This is a genomic window from Streptomyces sp. NPDC051020, assembly GCF_040683105.1.
Lineage (GTDB): Bacteria > Actinomycetota > Actinomycetes > Streptomycetales > Streptomycetaceae > Streptomyces.
This window is the reverse complement of the sequence record NZ_JBFBCG010000076.1, coordinates 1-14,604: the sequence shown is the minus strand read 5'-3', so window position 1 is coordinate 14,604 and position 14,604 is coordinate 1. Positions and strand designations below refer to the sequence as shown.

The 14,604-nt window shown below is 69.8% G+C and carries 15 protein-coding genes and 1 pseudogene; 7 read left to right on the top strand and 9 right to left on the bottom strand.

Annotation, left to right across the window (positions count from 1 at the left end; all coding sequences use genetic code 11):
- Positions 1 to 44: 44 nt before the first annotated feature.
- Positions 45 to 680 carry a suppressor of fused domain protein gene (locus AB0N06_RS30445; RefSeq protein WP_366137924.1) on the bottom strand — a complete coding sequence of 212 codons (636 nt, stop codon included), beginning with the start codon at positions 678 to 680 and terminating at the stop codon, positions 45 to 47.
- A gap of 410 nt (positions 681 to 1,090) precedes the next feature.
- On the opposite strand from AB0N06_RS30445, the gene AB0N06_RS30440 reads away from it, so the two are divergent.
- Both AB0N06_RS30440 and AB0N06_RS30435 read left to right on the top strand, forming a co-directional pair.
- Entirely contained in the window at positions 1,091 to 2,206 is a 1,116-nt protein-coding gene (locus AB0N06_RS30440) for a magnesium and cobalt transport protein CorA (RefSeq protein WP_366137922.1), read from the top strand.
- Between the two features lie 13 nt (positions 2,207 to 2,219).
- Positions 2,220 to 2,738: a hypothetical protein gene (locus AB0N06_RS30435; protein WP_366137920.1), complete on the top strand. Its 519-nt coding sequence runs from the start codon at positions 2,220 to 2,222 to the stop codon at positions 2,736 to 2,738.
- A gap of 48 nt (positions 2,739 to 2,786) precedes the next feature.
- Here the strand turns inward: AB0N06_RS30435 and AB0N06_RS30430 are convergent, their stop codons facing one another.
- Positions 2,787 to 3,551: a hypothetical protein gene (locus AB0N06_RS30430; RefSeq protein ID WP_366137919.1), complete on the bottom strand. Its 765-nt coding sequence runs from the start codon at positions 3,549 to 3,551 to the stop codon at positions 2,787 to 2,789.
- A 201-nt stretch (positions 3,552 to 3,752) separates the two neighbouring features.
- On the opposite strand from AB0N06_RS30430, the gene AB0N06_RS30425 reads away from it, so the two are divergent.
- Genes AB0N06_RS30425 through AB0N06_RS30415 form a run of 3 tightly spaced genes read left to right on the top strand, consistent with a single transcriptional unit; the run spans position 3,753 to position 6,751 of the window.
- Positions 3,753 to 5,027: a CBS domain-containing protein gene (locus AB0N06_RS30425; protein WP_366137917.1), complete on the top strand. Its 1,275-nt coding sequence runs from the start codon at positions 3,753 to 3,755 to the stop codon at positions 5,025 to 5,027.
- Positions 5,017 to 5,574 (top strand): DUF1003 domain-containing protein, encoded by a 558-nt coding sequence (locus tag AB0N06_RS30420; RefSeq protein ID WP_366137916.1) that lies wholly within the window; start codon positions 5,017 to 5,019, stop codon positions 5,572 to 5,574. Before AB0N06_RS30425 ends, AB0N06_RS30420 begins: the two co-directional genes overlap by 11 nt.
- Before the next feature lie 43 nt (positions 5,575 to 5,617).
- A complete protein-coding gene (locus AB0N06_RS30415) occupies positions 5,618 to 6,751 on the top strand; it encodes an Mrp/NBP35 family ATP-binding protein (RefSeq protein ID WP_366137915.1) in 1,134 nt (377 codons plus the stop codon).
- Between the two features lie 166 nt (positions 6,752 to 6,917).
- Here the strand turns inward: AB0N06_RS30415 and AB0N06_RS30410 are convergent, their stop codons facing one another.
- The 5 genes from AB0N06_RS30410 to sigE form a co-directional block, all read right to left on the bottom strand.
- Positions 6,918 to 7,577 carry a hypothetical protein gene (locus AB0N06_RS30410; protein ID WP_366137914.1) on the bottom strand — a complete coding sequence of 220 codons (660 nt, stop codon included), beginning with the start codon at positions 7,575 to 7,577 and terminating at the stop codon, positions 6,918 to 6,920.
- A gap of 119 nt (positions 7,578 to 7,696) precedes the next feature.
- Complete coding sequence (locus AB0N06_RS30405) at positions 7,697 to 8,173, bottom strand: sec-independent translocase (RefSeq protein WP_366137913.1); 477 nt, start codon at positions 8,171 to 8,173, stop codon at positions 7,697 to 7,699.
- A 99-nt stretch (positions 8,174 to 8,272) separates the two neighbouring features.
- On the bottom strand, positions 8,273 to 9,988 hold the full coding sequence (locus tag AB0N06_RS30400; RefSeq protein WP_366137912.1) for a trypsin-like peptidase domain-containing protein: 1,716 nt from the start codon (positions 9,986 to 9,988) through the stop codon (positions 8,273 to 8,275).
- A gap of 110 nt (positions 9,989 to 10,098) precedes the next feature.
- Complete coding sequence (locus AB0N06_RS30395; RefSeq protein WP_366137911.1) at positions 10,099 to 11,094, bottom strand: zf-HC2 domain-containing protein; 996 nt, start codon at positions 11,092 to 11,094, stop codon at positions 10,099 to 10,101.
- A complete protein-coding gene (sigE, locus tag AB0N06_RS30390) occupies positions 11,091 to 11,852 on the bottom strand; it encodes an RNA polymerase sigma factor SigE (protein ID WP_366137910.1) in 762 nt (253 codons plus the stop codon). Before sigE ends, AB0N06_RS30395 begins: the two co-directional genes overlap by 4 nt.
- 183 nt (positions 11,853 to 12,035) lie before the next feature.
- Between sigE and AB0N06_RS30385 the strand changes: the two genes are divergently transcribed.
- Complete coding sequence (locus tag AB0N06_RS30385; RefSeq protein ID WP_366137908.1) at positions 12,036 to 12,701, top strand: O-methyltransferase; 666 nt, start codon at positions 12,036 to 12,038, stop codon at positions 12,699 to 12,701.
- Between the two features lie 170 nt (positions 12,702 to 12,871).
- Here AB0N06_RS30385 and AB0N06_RS30380 read toward each other — a convergent pair whose 3' ends face one another.
- Positions 12,872 to 13,039 carry a DUF3117 domain-containing protein gene (locus AB0N06_RS30380; protein ID WP_003966491.1) on the bottom strand — a complete coding sequence of 56 codons (168 nt, stop codon included), beginning with the start codon at positions 13,037 to 13,039 and terminating at the stop codon, positions 12,872 to 12,874.
- A 312-nt stretch (positions 13,040 to 13,351) separates the two neighbouring features.
- Here AB0N06_RS30380 and AB0N06_RS30375 point away from each other — a divergent pair, with 312 nt between their 5' ends.
- Positions 13,352 to 14,167, top strand: a complete 816-nt coding sequence (locus AB0N06_RS30375) for an enoyl-CoA hydratase-related protein (protein WP_366137907.1) — start codon at positions 13,352 to 13,354, stop codon at positions 14,165 to 14,167.
- A gap of 173 nt (positions 14,168 to 14,340) precedes the next feature.
- Here the strand turns inward: AB0N06_RS30375 and AB0N06_RS30370 are convergent.
- Positions 14,341 to 14,604: pseudogene (locus AB0N06_RS30370) on the bottom strand (electron transfer flavoprotein subunit beta); the annotation flags it as partial.

The window sequence follows — 14,604 nt, the reverse complement described above, 5'->3', positions numbered from 1 at the left end:
GGCCGCGCGGCGGGGCTTCTCCCCATCCCCGTATGGCGTTCGTCTCAGTCCAGGGTCACGGAGGTACGCAGCGGATCCCGCAGATCCGTCCCGTGCGACAACCACCGCTCCTGGAGCTCCTGCGCCCCGCGGACCCGCTTCCACGCCGCCTCGTTGGGCGTCATCGGCAGCAGCGGCAGGAACCGCACCGGCTCCATCGGCCCGCCCGTCTCCCGGCCGCCACCCCCCGCGGAGCCGCCGAGCGGCGGAGGCTCATTCAGTTCCAGATCCTCGACCAGCCCGCCGGGCTCGGCGACCAGTACGGAGCTGAACGGCGCCCCGGGCCACAGCGGTTCACCCAGGTCCAGCGAGGCGCCGGGAGCCACGATCAACCCCTCGACCTGCGGGGAAGCCGCCAGCACGGCCAGTGCGCGGAGCACCTTGTCGGTGTCGGCGAGCCCGGCCCGCACGGAGAGGACGAGCTCGGCGCGCGGCCCCTTCACGGGGTCCGCGAGGGCCGCGGTCGGATCGGACATCGGCTGGGCGGACATGCCGAGCGTGGCGTAGCGCACCACATCGCCGTCGACGAAACGGAGTACCTCGATCCGGTCCGTACCGAGAAACGTCACCGCGGCGCGCGCGTCCGGTTCACCGAGAGCCGTACGGAGCCGGGCCTCGACCAGAGCCAGAATTTCTTCCATGCCGCGAGCATAGGACGCGTATGGAATGGGCAAAGTAAGAGATTGGCCCGGAGTCGGCTGATAGTCTTGGCCGCTGGTCGGGACAGCACGCAGAAGCGTCGCTCTCAGTCCCGACAACACGTCATCCCCCACGGGGGACCGGCTGGAGGAGGTGGGGCTGCAATGGATCGAAGTCGATCGTGCAGTACCAACCGCTCTTCCGCCCCACACCCTTCTTCGGTGATCTGACGCCTCCCTCGTCAGGAACCAGGGCGTCGCGCACGACGGAAGAGCACTCCTTTTTTTGCCTGTCTGTAGCGAACGCCGTCATCGCGCCGCCGCGGTGCCGCCCGCTTTGCGGATGTGAGCACACGTCCCCATTCCGGGCTGTTCCACGCGCCCGACGACGGCCCTCCGTGAAGGAGCCAGCCATGTCGATGATCCGTGACCTGCGCGCCGCCGTGCGCCCCTCCCTGCGCAAGACCAACGCCCTGCACAGCAGTTACGACACCACCCGTGACCCGTCCGCCTCCAGCGCGGTCGTCGACTGCGCGGTCTACCGCGACGGACGCCGCGTGGAGAGCGCCGGCTGCCTGACCCCGCACGAGGCGATGCTTCGGGTGCGCGAGGACGGCGGCTTCGCCTGGATCGGCCTGCACGAGCCGACCGAGGAGGAATTCGCCGGGATCGCCGGGGAGTTCGGCCTCCACCCGCTCGCCGTCGAGGACGCCGTCCACGCCCACCAGCGGCCCAAGCTGGAACGGTACGACGACACGCTCTTCACCGTCTTCAAGACCATCCACTACGTCGAGCACGCCGAGCTCACCGCGACCAGTGAGGTCGTCGAGACCGGTGAGGTGATGTGCTTCACCGGCCGAGACTTCGTCATCACCGTCCGGCACGGCGGACACGGCTCGCTGCGGGCGCTGCGCCACCGGCTGCAGGACGACCCGGAGCTGCTCGCCAAGGGGCCTTCGGCGGTCCTGCACTCCATCGCCGACCATGTCGTCGACGGCTACATCGCCGTGGCCGGCGCCGTCCAGGACGACATCGACGAGGTGGAGATCGAGGTCTTCTCCACCCCGGCGAAGGGCAGCCCGCGCGGCTCCGACGCAAGCCGGATCTATCAGCTGAAGCGTGAGGTCCTGGAGTTCAAGCGGGCCGTCTCCCCGCTGCTGCGGCCGATGCAGCTGCTCAGCGAGCGGCCGATGCGGCTGGTCGATCCGGACATCCAGAAGTACTTCCGGGACGTCGCCGACCACCTGGCACGGGTGCACGAAGAGGTCATCGGCTTCGACGAACTGCTGAACTCGATCCTGCAGGCCAACCTGGCGCAGGCGACCGTCGCGCAGAACGAGGACATGCGCAAGATCACGTCCTGGGCGGCCATCATCGCCGTACCGACGATGATCTGCGGTGTCTACGGCATGAACTTCAAGCACATGCCGGAGCTGCGGTGGACGTACGGCTATCCGATGGTGTTGGGCGTCATCGGGGTCGTCTGCTTCTCCATCCACCGCTCGCTCAAGCGCAACGGCTGGCTCTAATACAGTTGATGGCATGACTGCTGCTGCCGCTGACTCGCTGCTCGGACCGGCCCTCGTCGAGGAGGCCACCAAGAAGTCCGGTCTGATCTGGGTACGGGGTACCGGGCCCGCGCGGGCGCTGTGGCACGTATGGCACGAAGGCGCGGCCCATCTCGTCGGGGACGGCCCCGGCGAGCAGCCGCTCCCGGCCGGTCTCACCGACGGGTCCGCCGCAGAGGTGACCGTGCGCAGCAAGGACAAGGGCGGCCGGCTGATCGCCTGGACCGCCGCCGTGACGGAGCTCGCGCCGCACTCCGAGGAGTGGGAGGCGGCGGTCGCCGAACTCAAGGGCAAGCGGCTGAACGCGCCGGACGCCGAGCAGATGACCGAGCGCTGGGCGCGCGAGTGCCGGATACTGCGGCTGACGCCCGGCGAGTTCCGTACGGAGCTGCCGGACGTCTCGCACGCGGCGGCGCCGCTGCCGACCCCGGCGACCACCCGCCGCCCTGTCCCCGACGCCCTCCCGCGGTTGCTGCGCAAGCGCCGCCGCTAACGGCCTCTCCCACGATAGGGAGTGGGCGTAAGGGCCGTCGCCGCTGCGTCACGAGGTCGACTTGGGGAGCTGCTGCCCGTAGTCGACGGTGTCTTCCTTGGCCGGGGCTTCCAGCGTGAAGTCCTTGCCCCAGTCGGCGAGCGTGATGGTGCCCCCGCCGGCGGCACGGGCGAACCGCAGCGGATACGGCGTGCCCTTCAGCGACACGTCGAGCGCCCCGCCCTCACCCTTGCCGCCCAGGATCTGGATGGTGCGGACTGAGCCGACCTTGCCGCGGTCGCCCTTGTTGACCTTGCCGTGCAGCGTGAGCATGCCGTCGAGCAGGGTCTTCATGTCCGTGAAGCCGCGCAACTGCTTGTACGTCGGGTCGTCCTGCGGGACCTTCACATACTTGTCCTGGAGCTTGTCCCCCGCCGCCGCACCGGAATCGCTGCCGTGATTGTCCTTCTCGTCATGGCTCCAGAAGCCGGAGTCGGCCTTCAGATAGACCTGGTCACCGATCCGCAGCAGCTCGAACGTGCTGGTCTTCGAGGTGACGGAGCCCGTGCCGCCGTCCTCCTTGAGCCGCATGTTGAGCTTGTACGTGCCGCCCTTGCTCATCAGGGTCCCGGCCAGCCGCACCGCGCCCGCGGAGTCGGCTGCCGCCTGCGCCTTCTTCTCGATCAGGGCCGCCGAGAGTCTGCCGATGCCGTTGGTCCCCTTGTCCGGATCCTCGTCGCCGCACCCCGCCAGGGCTGCTGTCAGCCCCGCACAGAGCACGACAGCAAGAGAGGTCCGGCGGCGGGTCCGGACGGGCGGGACAAAAGAGGTCACTGGCGCACTGCCTCTCATCGGCATGTCGGGGGCTGGCAGACCGCAGCGTACCTGTGTCGCGTACACCGTCCGGCGCAGAGCCGTACGGACTGCTCACCGGGCCGACCCGGAGCAGTACGGGCTAGCCTGATCCCGTCATAACGGTGCAATTCATCCCTGAACGGACCATCCCCTCTCCATGGGACGAAGGAGGCGCAGAGCATGGCGGCAGGTGCACCCCGGGTCTTCGTCTCGCACCTCTCCGGCGTGCCGGTCTTCGACCCCAACGGGGACCAGGTGGGCCGGGTCCGTGATCTGGTCGCGATGCTGCGGGTCGGCGGCCGGCCGCCCCGGCTGCTCGGCCTGGTCGTCGAGGTGCTCAGCCGCCGCCGGATCTTCCTCCCGATGACCCGGGTGACGGGCATCGAGTCCGGTCAGGTCATCACCACCGGCGTGGTCAACATGCGGCGCTTCGAACAGCGGCCCACCGAACGCCTGGTGCTCGGCGAGTTCCTCGACCGGCGGGTCCGCCTCGTGGAGACCGGCGAGGAGGTCACCATTCTCGATGTCTCCGTGTCGCAGCTCCCGGCCCGCCGCGACTGGGAGATCGACAAGTACTTCGTACGCAAGGGCAAGGGCGGGGCGCTGCGGCGCAAGGGCGAGACCCTGACGGTCGAATGGTCGGCGGTCAGCGGATTCTCACTGGAGGAGGACGGTCAGGGCGCCGAATCACTGGTCGCCACGTTCGAGCAGCTCCGGCCGACCGACGTGGCCAACGCGCTGCACCATCTCTCGCCGAAGCGTCGGGCCGAGGTCGCGGCCGCGCTCGACGACGACCGGCTCGCCGACGTCCTGGAGGAGCTGCCCGAGGACGACCAGGTGGAGATCATCGGCAAGCTCCAGGAAGAACGCGCCGCCGATGTCCTGGAGGCCATGGACCCGGACGACGCGGCCGACCTGCTCTCCGAACTGCCCGAGGCGGACAAGGAGCGGCTGCTGACGCTGATGCGGCCGGACGACGCAGCGGATGTACGGCGCCTCATGTCGTACGAGGAGCGGACCGCGGGCGGCCTGATGACCACCGAGCCGATCATTCTGCGGCCGGACGCGACGGTCGCCGACGCACTCGCGCGGGTTCGGCAGGCGGATCTGTCCCCGGCGCTCGCCGCCCAGGTGTACGTGTGCCGCTCCCCCGACGAGACCCCGACCGGCAAGTACCTGGGCACCGTGCACTTTCAGCGGCTGCTGCGGGATCCGCCGTACGCCCTGGTCAGCTCGATCGTCGACAGCGATCTCGTCCCCCTCACACCGGACACTCCGCTGCCGGACGTGACGAGCTATCTGGCCGCGTACAACCTGGTCTCCGTGCCGGTCGTGGACGAGAGCGGATCACTGCTCGGCGCGGTGACCGTCGACGACGTCCTCGACCACCTGCTGCCCGAGGACTGGCGGGAGACCGACCTCCACGGCGGGGAGGAGATCGCGCGTGGCCGGTGAGGAACGCTCGAAGGGGGCGCCGGCGGGGGCCTCGGGCATCACGCGCCCGCCCCGTTCCCGGCTGGACCAGCCGAAGTCCCCGCGTCGTCGGCTGCTGCCCGAATACGACCCCGAGTCGTTCGGCCGGCTCTCCGAACGGATCGCCCGCTTCCTGGGCACCTGGCGCTTCATCGCCTGGATGACACTGGTCATCATCGTCTGGGTGCTGTGGAACGCCTTCGCGCCCGTGGGGTGGCGGTTCGACGGGTACCCGTTCATCTTCCTGACTCTGATCCTGTCGCTCCAGGCCTCGTACGCGGCGCCGCTGATCCTTCTGGCGCAGAACCGGCAGGCCGACCGCGACCGGGTCACCTACGAGCAGGACCGCAAGCAGAACGAGCGCTCCATCGCGGATACCGAGTACCTCACGCGGGAGATCGCGTCGCTGCGGATGGGGCTCGGCGAGGTCGCTACGCGCGACTGGATCCGCTCCGAACTGGACGACCTCGCGAGGGACCTGCACGACCAGCAGGCCCTGTACCCGGCCGAGAGTGACGAAGACCGCTGACAGGGCTACTCGCGCGTAGCGACAGGCGCCGTAACATCGTCGTATGGCTACCGAAGACGCGGTGCGCGAAGCACTGGCGACAGTGAACGACCCGGAGATCCACCGACCGATCACCGAACTCGGCATGGTCAAGTCGGTCGAGATCGCAGCTGACGGTGCGGTCGCTGTCACGGTGTATCTCACTGTCTCCGGCTGCCCGATGCGCGAGACCATCACCAAGAACGTGACCGATGCGGTGGCGAAGGTCGAAGGCGTCACACGGGTCGACGTCACGCTCGACGTGATGAGCGACCAACAGCGCAAGGAGCTCACGTCCTCGCTGCGCGGCGGTATCGCGGAGCGCGAGGTGCCGTTCGCCAAGCCCGGCTCACTGACCAGGGTGTACGCGGTGGCGTCCGGCAAGGGCGGCGTCGGCAAGTCGTCGGTGACGGTGAACCTGGCGGCGGCGATGGCGGCCGACGGCCTCAAGGTCGGCGTCGTGGACGCGGACATCTACGGGCACAGCGTGCCGCGGATGCTCGGCGCGGACGGCAGGCCGACCCAGGTCGAGAACATGATCATGCCGCCGTCGGCGCACGGCGTGAAGGTCATCTCCATCGGCATGTTCACCCCGGGCAACACCCCGGTGGTGTGGCGCGGACCGATGCTGCACCGCGCACTGCAGCAGTTCCTCGCGGACGTGTACTGGGGCGACCTGGACGTCCTGCTGCTCGACCTGCCGCCGGGCACCGGTGACATCGCGATCTCCGTGGCCCAGCTCGTCCCGAACGCCGAGATCCTCGTCGTCACGACCCCGCAGCAGGCCGCGGCCGAGGTGGCCGAGCGGGCCGGCGCGATCGCCGTGCAGACCCACCAGAAGATCGTCGGCGTCGTCGAGAACATGTCGGGCATGCCGTGCCCGCACTGCGACGAGATGGTGGACGTGTTCGGCACCGGTGGCGGCAAGAAGGTCGCCGAGGGCCTGACGAAGACGGTCGGCGCGGAGGTCCCCGTGCTCGGCTCCATTCCGATCGACGTACGCCTGCGCGAGGGCGGCGACGAGGGCAAGCCGGTGGTCCTCTCGGACCCGGACTCCCCGGCCGGCAAGGCCCTGCGCACGATCGCCGACAGGCTGGGTGGCCGCCAGCGCGGCCTGTCGGGCATGTCGCTGGGCATCACCCCCCGCAACAAGTTCTGAACCGCGGCCCCCTGACGGGGCCACAGCACAACCGCCGGGCAGGGCACAGGCCCCGCCCGGCGGCACTGTCGATCCCGTTCGGCGAGAGGTCCCAGGGCGCGCGGTTGCGCCGTCGAGGCCGTCCGGCGATCGAGGACCTGGCCGGGCACCCCGGCCACCGCACCCGCTACGCGTACGTCGTGATGTCCTCGATTACGGAGAACCCCAGCCCGTACGCGCTCATCCCCCGCCCGTACGCTCCGATGTGCACCCCGCCCGGTGCCGACCCCGCCAGCACCCACCCGAACTCGGACTCCCGGTAGTGGAACGGCACCGGAACACCGTCCACCGGCAGGGACAGCACCGACCACGCGGGCCCGTCCAGATCGTCGGCGAGCTCGAACGCCGTCTCCGTCTGCTGGTCCATCCAGTCGTCGCGCAGCGTGTGGTCCAGCTGCGAAGGCCACGTGTAGGCCAGCAGACCCGAGCCCGCCAGCCACGCCGCCGACGACACCGTGGTCGCCTCCAGCACCCCCTTACCGTCGCCACTGCGCCGTACGGGGCTGCTCGCCACCGTCACCACGACCGCGAACCGCTGCTTCTCGCCGCCGGAGTCACCCCGTACCACCGGCTCCTCGCCGTGCCCGGTCGAACCATGCTGCACCGTGCCGTCCGCCGCCGTGCCGACCTGCATCAGCCAGCGCGGCCCGGTGAAGGCCTCGTCCAGTCCGTACCAGGGGAACGACGCCTGCAGATAGCCGTCGACCGTACGCCGGGTCGCCGGCACGCCCTCTGCGGTGACTGTGCTGGGCGCACCTTCCGCGCCTGCCCGACTCGTCGTCTCCATCTGCCCGGCCGCCTCCTCGATCCCTAGGGGTCCGCAGCGGCCCGCCCCCCTCGGGCGTCCTCGCAACCGGACAGATGGAGAATAGCGATACCGCCCGGACGAGCCGGGATTGACCGGTGTCAGGTGGCGTCTGCGTCGAAGGGCGGGTGATCGTCCTTCGCGGGCTGCTCGCGCTTCTTGAGCAGGTCGGGGGCGCCCGGGGAGCCGTTCGCCGCAGTGACCGCCGCGCTGCCCGACACGCCGCCCGCGGAGTCCTTGGACGCGCTCTCGCGACCGTGGACCGCGTCGGTGACCTCGGCCATCTCCTTACGGAGGTCGAAGCTCTCGCGGATCTCCTTCAGCCCGAGATCGTCGTTTCCGTCCATGAGCTGCTTGCGGACGAACGTCTTCGGGTTGAGGTCCTCGAACTCGAAGTCCTTGAACTCCGGGCCGAGCTCCGTACGGATGTCTTCCTTGGCGCTCTCGGAGAACTCACGGATCTTGCGGATGAAGCGTGAGGCGTCCTGGATGACCTTGGGCAGCTTGTCCGGTCCGAAGATCAGCACGGCGAGGACCACGAGCGTCACCAGCTCGAGTGCGCCTATGTCATTGAACACCTTGTTGCTCCTCGTGTTCCCCGAGCCCAGGTCGGATGAGGTCCGGGCCCGGCCAACGGTACCCGGCCGAACTGTCCGCGCGGTAGCGTCCCACGGCCGTCAGGTGCCGGTTGCCGACCCCAGGACCAAAGTCATGGACAGGTCTTTACCACCGCGGGTCAGACCGAGGTCCAGTCGGTCACCCGGCCGGTGCGCACGGATCTTCACGATCAGCTCCTCGCCGCTGTGCACCCGCTGCCCGTCCACCTCGGTGATGATGTCGCCCGGCCTGATGCCGGCCTTCGCCCCGGGACCGCCGGGTGTCACCGCGGGCTTGCCCGCGGCGCCCTTCGCACCGACCTTGGCACCGTCACCGGTGTACTTCATGTCCAAGGTCACACCGATCACCGGGTGCGTGGCTCTACCGGTGTTGATCAGCTCCTCGGCGACCCGCTTGCCCTGGTTGATCGGGATGGCGAAGCCGAGGCCGATGGAACCTGCCTGGCCGCCCTCGGTCGACGAACTGTTGTCGGCGGCGCGGATGGCGCTGTTGATGCCTATGACATGGGCGTCGGTGTCGACGAGCGGGCCCCCGGAGTTGCCCGGGTTGATCGGGGCGTCGGTCTGCAGCGCGTCGACGTAGCTGATGTCGCTGCCGTCGCCCTTCTCGCCGCCCGCGGTGATCGGCCGGTCCTTGGCGCTGATGATGCCGGAGGTGACGGTGTTGGACAGGTCGAAGGGGGCGCCGATGGCCACCACCGGGTCGCCGACCTGCACATTGTCGGAATTGCCCAGCGGCAGTGGCTGGAGTCCGGAGACGCCGGTGACCTTGACCACGGCCAGGTCGTAGCCGCTGTCCTTGCCGACGACCTCGGCGCGCGCGGTCTCGCCGCCGCTGAACGTCACCGTGATGGAACCGGAGGAGCCGGCCGGGGCGACGACATGGTTGTTGGTGAGGATGTGGCCCGACTTGTCGAGGACGAAGCCGGTGCCGGTGCCGGATTCGGTGGTGCCGCTGACATGGAGGGTGACCACACTGGGCAGGGCGCTGGCGGCGATGCCCGCGACGCTGTCGGGGGCGCGGCCGCCGCTGTTCTTCGCGGCCTGCGGAAGCTCGACCGTGGTCAGACCGCCGTTGCGCTCGACGTAGGCACCGATGCCGCCGCCGATGCCGCCCGCCACCAGGGCGAGCAGCAGTGCGCCGACGAGCAGGGAGCCACGTCGGCTCTTGCTGCGCCCGCCGTCCGACCCCAGCGGGGGGCCGGGCTGGGTCAGCGGCTGCTGGGGCGCACCCCAGGGGTCGTACTGCGACCACTGTGAGGACTGTGGCGGCTGGGGCGGGGGTGTGAAGGCCGGGGCAGGGCCCGGGAGGGGCGCGGGGGCCGTGGGCATGCCTGCGCCGTTCGTGCCGGTGCCTGCGTAGGGCGGCGGTACGGGAGTGCCGTGCGCCGGTGTCGGCACCGGGCGCTGTACGGGTGGTGCGGGCGCCCAGGGGCCGGGGCCGCCGTACGGCGGGGTGCTGTACTCATCGGGCTCGTGCAACGGCTTCGCCGCAGGCACCGGCGCTTGGGCCGTCGCCGCGGGTGCCTGCACCCCGGGCTCGGGCGTCACCGGTGCGGGTGTCACGGGCTCGGGCGGTGCGGGCTGGGCGTGGAGTACGGGCGCCGGGCTCGCGTCTGCCACGACTCCGGTGTCCGGGTCACCGGCCGGTGTGCCCACGGGCCGCACGTCCTCCGCCGGGGCAGGAGCCTCCGGCGGCGCTGATGCGGTGGCGCGCCCCGCAGTGGGGCGGCTCCACCACTTCGCCTTCGGCCCGGTGGGCTTCCCGTCGTCCATGCTCTCCCCGCAACCGCCACAACTGGCCTCTGCACGCGCCCGAAAGGACGTCCCTCCCGGAATTCCTCCGTGGATTCAACCAGGTTTACGAATCACTGCGCAGACCCCCGTCAGCGCTGGGCGGAAAGCGGCAGACGGCGATCGACGGAGGTGGGCAGGGCGGCCGCCGACGTGGGTGTCCAGGACGCGGTCGGCGAGGGCGTGGGGGAAACGGGGTTCCGGCCGCTTCCGAGCGCGTGCGTGAACAGCTGGCTGGTGGCGGTCGGTCGTATCAGGGGGGACGCGGACACATCCGTCAGTACCGCCGCGGCGAAGGGGTTGGCCGTGAGCCGGCCGGTGCCGAACAGGGCGGGGACGGGTGCCGCGGTATTCGGCGGCTGAGCCAGGGGATCGGTCATGAAACCATCGCCGAACCCGCCAGACGTGCCGAGGCTGCTGCCACCGCGACGGCTGGTCACGCTGCCGCTCTCGGCCCGCGCGGCGGCGTCGAGCGGGGTCACGTTGTTTTCGGCGCCCTCGGCGCGGGTCGCGGCGCCGGGACCCGCGCCTGTCGGCAGGGCGCCACCCAGCGCGATGGCTGCCAGCGAGACGGCGCTGGCAGCCGCGAAGGCGAACCTGCGGCCGCGCCACGGCGACCGGTCCCCCTCCCGGCCCACCTCATGGATCCGGAACGCCGAACGCGATCCGTCGGCCGGAAGCACGGCCGGTGAGCCGTGCGGCGTCCCGAGGTAGCCGAAACGGTCCAGCGGCGACTTTCCCGAAGGCGAATCGGTGCGGCTGCCGGGGGGCTGCATCACCGGGAAAAGTCCGTCGGCGAACCGCCCGGAGCCGCCAAATGGTCTTCCTTGGCGGTCGTCGTCACCGCCCGGTCCCCCGGGAAGGCCCTGCAGCCGGGCGAGGAACCCCTCGGACGGCGACGGCGGGGCGGACTGTGCGAAGACACTCTTCAGCCGCCGCTGGGCGGCAGCCTCGGCCTTGCACTTCACGCAGGTCGCGAGATGGGCGAGCACCCGCTCGCGGGCGTCATGTTTGAGCTCACCGTCGACGAGCGCGGCAAGGCGGTCCCCCAGGTGCTGTTCCGCAGGGGTCGGACCTGTACCACTCACGCCGTCCCGCCCTCCACTGCCACCACAGCTCCCGCCAGCGAGCGCTGCTCGGCGCGGGCCTCGGGAGAGCGGTGCTGCAGAGCCTTGCGCAGGTGCGAGCGGCCGCGGTGAATACGGCTGCGCACGGTACCGAGCTTCACGCCGAGGGTCGCGGCGATCTCCTCGTACGAAAGTCCCTCGATGTCGCAGAGCACGACTGCGGCACGGAATTCGGGCGCAAGGGTGTCCAGCGCCTGCTGTACGTCCGCGTCGAAGTGGGTGTCGTTGAAGGCCTGCTGCGGGGACGGCTCACGGCTCGGCAGCCGCTCGGCGGCGTCGTCACCGAGGGAGTCGAAACGGATCCGCTGCTTACGGCGGACCATGTCCAGGAACAGGTTGGTCGTGATGCGGTGCAGCCAGCCCTCGAAGGTGCCGGGTGTGTAGGTCGACAGCGAACGGAACACCCGGACGAAGACCTCCTGAGTGAGGTCCTCGGCATCGTGCTGGTTTCCCGTCAGACGGTAGGCAAGGCGGTAGACACGACCGCTGTGCGTGCTGACGATCTCTTCCCATGAGGGCGGCATCCACGCCTGGGAGTCCGCATCTGAGGCAAAGGTCGCGGTCGGTGCGGAGTCGTTGGAAGAACGGTCAGCAATCTTGGTCACGGATTTCGGCTCACCCGCCGACCTGAGAAAGCGCCACAGCACTCGTCCCCGATCCACAGGCGCAGCCGCACCTCCCCTGTCGGCTCTGGTGGTGTCCAGTGGAGTCCCTACCATAGCCACCTCGCCCGTTAGCTCCGGATAAACCTTTTTTTCTGCTGGGGCCGGGATCATCCCCGGGAACCCGCCGGCCCATGATCCGGGGCCCGGTCTGCGGACCGGATCCATGGGCTTTCCCCTGCCCTTTCCCAACGCCCGGTCCCATCTGCGGGTTCCCGGGTACAGCGGATACAGTCACCGTTGCGCCAACTACGGGGACAGGAGAGGGTCATTACCGCCAACCGGCAGACGAGCTGGGCGTTCGCCGACGCCTTTGTCGCCGAGGACGAAGCACTGCGCTGGGCCAGAGACCGGGCCCGGGAGGCAGGGCTCCGCTCGGTGTCACCGGGCACCGGCGCCGCGCTGCGCTTGCTCGCTGCCACGACCGACGCCAAGGCGGTGGCCGAAATCGGCACCGGAACCGGCGTGTCCGGCATCTATCTGCTGCAGGGGATGCGGCCGGACGGGGTGCTGACCACGGTCGATCCCGAGCCGGAGCGGCAGCAGTTCGCCCGCCAGGCCTTCCGGGCTTCGGGGTTCGCGGCCAATCGGGCCCGTTTCATCCCCGGCCGCGCCCTCGACGTGCTTCCGCGGCTCGCGGACGGCGGATACGACCTCGTGTTCTGCGACGGCGACCGGCTGGAGAGCCTGGACTGCCTCGCTGAATCGTTGCGCCTGCTGCGACCTGGCGGTCTGGTCTGCTTCGAGGGCGTCTTCGCGGACGGCCGTACCGTCGACTCCGCGGCACAGCCGGCGGAGGTACTGCGGCTGCGGGAGCTGTTGCGGGCGGTGCGGGAGAGCCAGGAGCTGATGGCTACGTTGTTGCCGGTGGGCGACGGGTTGCTCTGCGCCGTCCGGCGTGGGTGACCGTTCGTCGTTCCGTGCCCCTCGCCAAAACGGCCGGGCGTCGTCGGTCTCCCCCGGCCTCCCCACAGCCTCGAAGGGCCGGGAACCTCTTCGACGGGCTTGTTCCGAACGCATCACTGCCCCGGCACGGACCCGTGCCGGGGCAGTGATGAAGTGTGGGCGCCTCTGCGTCAGCCGACGACCTTCTTGAGGGCGTCGCCGAGTGCATCGGCCTCGTCCGGAGTCAGCTCCACAACAAGCCGACCGCCGCCTTCGAGCGGAACGCGCATGACGATGCCCCGCCCCTCCTTTGTCACCTCGAGCGGGCCGTCGCCCGTCCGCGGCTTCATGGCCGCCATGCTCGTTCCCCTTCCTGAAACCAGCTCATAACAACCGGCGGCCCCATGACAGGCGCTGTCTCACCGGCATCGAACACATTGCTTCCAGGCCATTATCCCGCATCACAGACCCCCGTGACCAACATCGGTCTGCATCGCTTGCGCAACGCGCTCTCGCAAAACCACCCAATTCGGCGATCCGACTGCGATACTCCGTCGCCTTCGCCCCTCCATCGGGGCGCAATTGTTAGACGCAGGTCACATGCTTCCCCTCGGTGATGTCGGCCATGCTTGCCTGGACAGGCATTGCCCGAGGCGCAGAGGGGACATCACATGGCGGACCACGTGGCCGACACCGTGCTCTACGAAGTGACGGACGGACTCGCAACGATCACGATCAACCGTCCCGACGCGATGAACGCCATGAACACAGCCGCCAAGGTGGCCCTCCGTGACGCGCTGCAGTCGGCCGCGGCCGATACCGCTGTCCGGGCGGTTCTGCTCACGGCGGCCGGCTCGCGCGCCTTCTGCGTCGGCCAGGACCTCAAGGAACACGTCGCCACGCTGACCGCCATCCGAGAGTCGGGTTCGGGCAATGCGCTGAGCACCGTGCAGGAGCACTACAACCCCGTCGTGCGGGCGATCACCGAGATGGAGAAGCCGGTCGTCGCCGGGGTGAACGGGGTCGCCGCCGGCGCGGGCTTCGGCTTCGCGCTCGCCTGCGACTACCGGGTGGTCGCCGACAGCGCGTCGTTCAACACCTCGTTCGCCGGGGTCGCCCTCACCGCCGACTCAGGTGTCTCGTGGACGCTGCCCCGGCTGATCGGCCAGAGCCGCGCAGCCGACCTGCTGCTCTTCCCGCGTTCGATCTCGGCGCAGGACGCGTACGAGCTGGGCATCGTGAACAGACTGGTGCCCGCGGCCGATCTCGCCGCGGAGGCCCTGGCAGTGGCCCGCAAGCTGGCGGACGGCCCGACGGTGGCGTACGCCGCGCTCAAGGCGTCGCTGGCCTACGGCGCCGGCCACACGCTGAGCGAGACGCTGGAGAAGGAGGACGAACTCCAGACCAAGGCGGGCGCCTCCGAGGACCACGCCATCGCGGTGCAGGCGTTCCTGGACAAGGCGAAGCCGAAGTACCTGGGCCGCTAGGGCGTGTTTCGAAAGGAGCGTCGTCCGCCCGTAGGGCGGGCCGGGCGGCGTCTGGTGCGTGCGATCGCAAGGCGGAGGGTCGCCCCGATACTGGGCGTATCGGGGCGGGCCCGACAACGCAGCGAGCGTGCGTGCCAGACGCCGCCCGGCAGACGGGACTTTCGAAACACGCCCTAGATGAACTTCTGCTCCGCGAGGAACGCCGCGAGCTGCTTGCCGCCCTCGCCCTCGTCCTTGACGATCGTGCCCGCCGTGCGGGCCGGACGCGGCGCCGCGGAATCCACCGCGGTCCACGCACCCGCCAGACCCACCTCGTCCGCCTCGATCTCCAGGTCCTCCAGGTCCAGGGACTGAACCGGCTTCTTCTTCGCCGCCATGATCCCCTTGAACGACGGATACCGCGCCTCACCGGACTGGTCCGTCACCGACACCACCGC

Coding starts and splice junctions, on each gene's coding strand:
- AB0N06_RS30445 (WP_366137924.1), bottom strand. CDS start 680: ATGGAAGAAATTCTGGCTCTGGTCGAGGCCCGGCTCCGTACGGCTCTC.
- AB0N06_RS30440 (WP_366137922.1), top strand. CDS start 1,091: ATGTCGATGATCCGTGACCTGCGCGCCGCCGTGCGCCCCTCCCTGCGC.
- AB0N06_RS30435 (WP_366137920.1), top strand. CDS start 2,220: ATGACTGCTGCTGCCGCTGACTCGCTGCTCGGACCGGCCCTCGTCGAG.
- AB0N06_RS30425 (WP_366137917.1), top strand. CDS start 3,753: ATGGCGGCAGGTGCACCCCGGGTCTTCGTCTCGCACCTCTCCGGCGTG.
- AB0N06_RS30415 (WP_366137915.1), top strand. CDS start 5,618: ATGGCTACCGAAGACGCGGTGCGCGAAGCACTGGCGACAGTGAACGAC.
- AB0N06_RS30410 (WP_366137914.1), bottom strand. CDS start 7,577: ATGGAGACGACGAGTCGGGCAGGCGCGGAAGGTGCGCCCAGCACAGTC.
- AB0N06_RS30400 (WP_366137912.1), bottom strand. CDS start 9,988: ATGGACGACGGGAAGCCCACCGGGCCGAAGGCGAAGTGGTGGAGCCGC.
- sigE (WP_366137910.1), bottom strand. CDS start 11,852: ATGGTAGGGACTCCACTGGACACCACCAGAGCCGACAGGGGAGGTGCG.
- AB0N06_RS30380 (WP_003966491.1), bottom strand. CDS start 13,039: ATGGCGGCCATGAAGCCGCGGACGGGCGACGGCCCGCTCGAGGTGACA.
- AB0N06_RS30375 (WP_366137907.1), top strand. CDS start 13,352: ATGGCGGACCACGTGGCCGACACCGTGCTCTACGAAGTGACGGACGGA.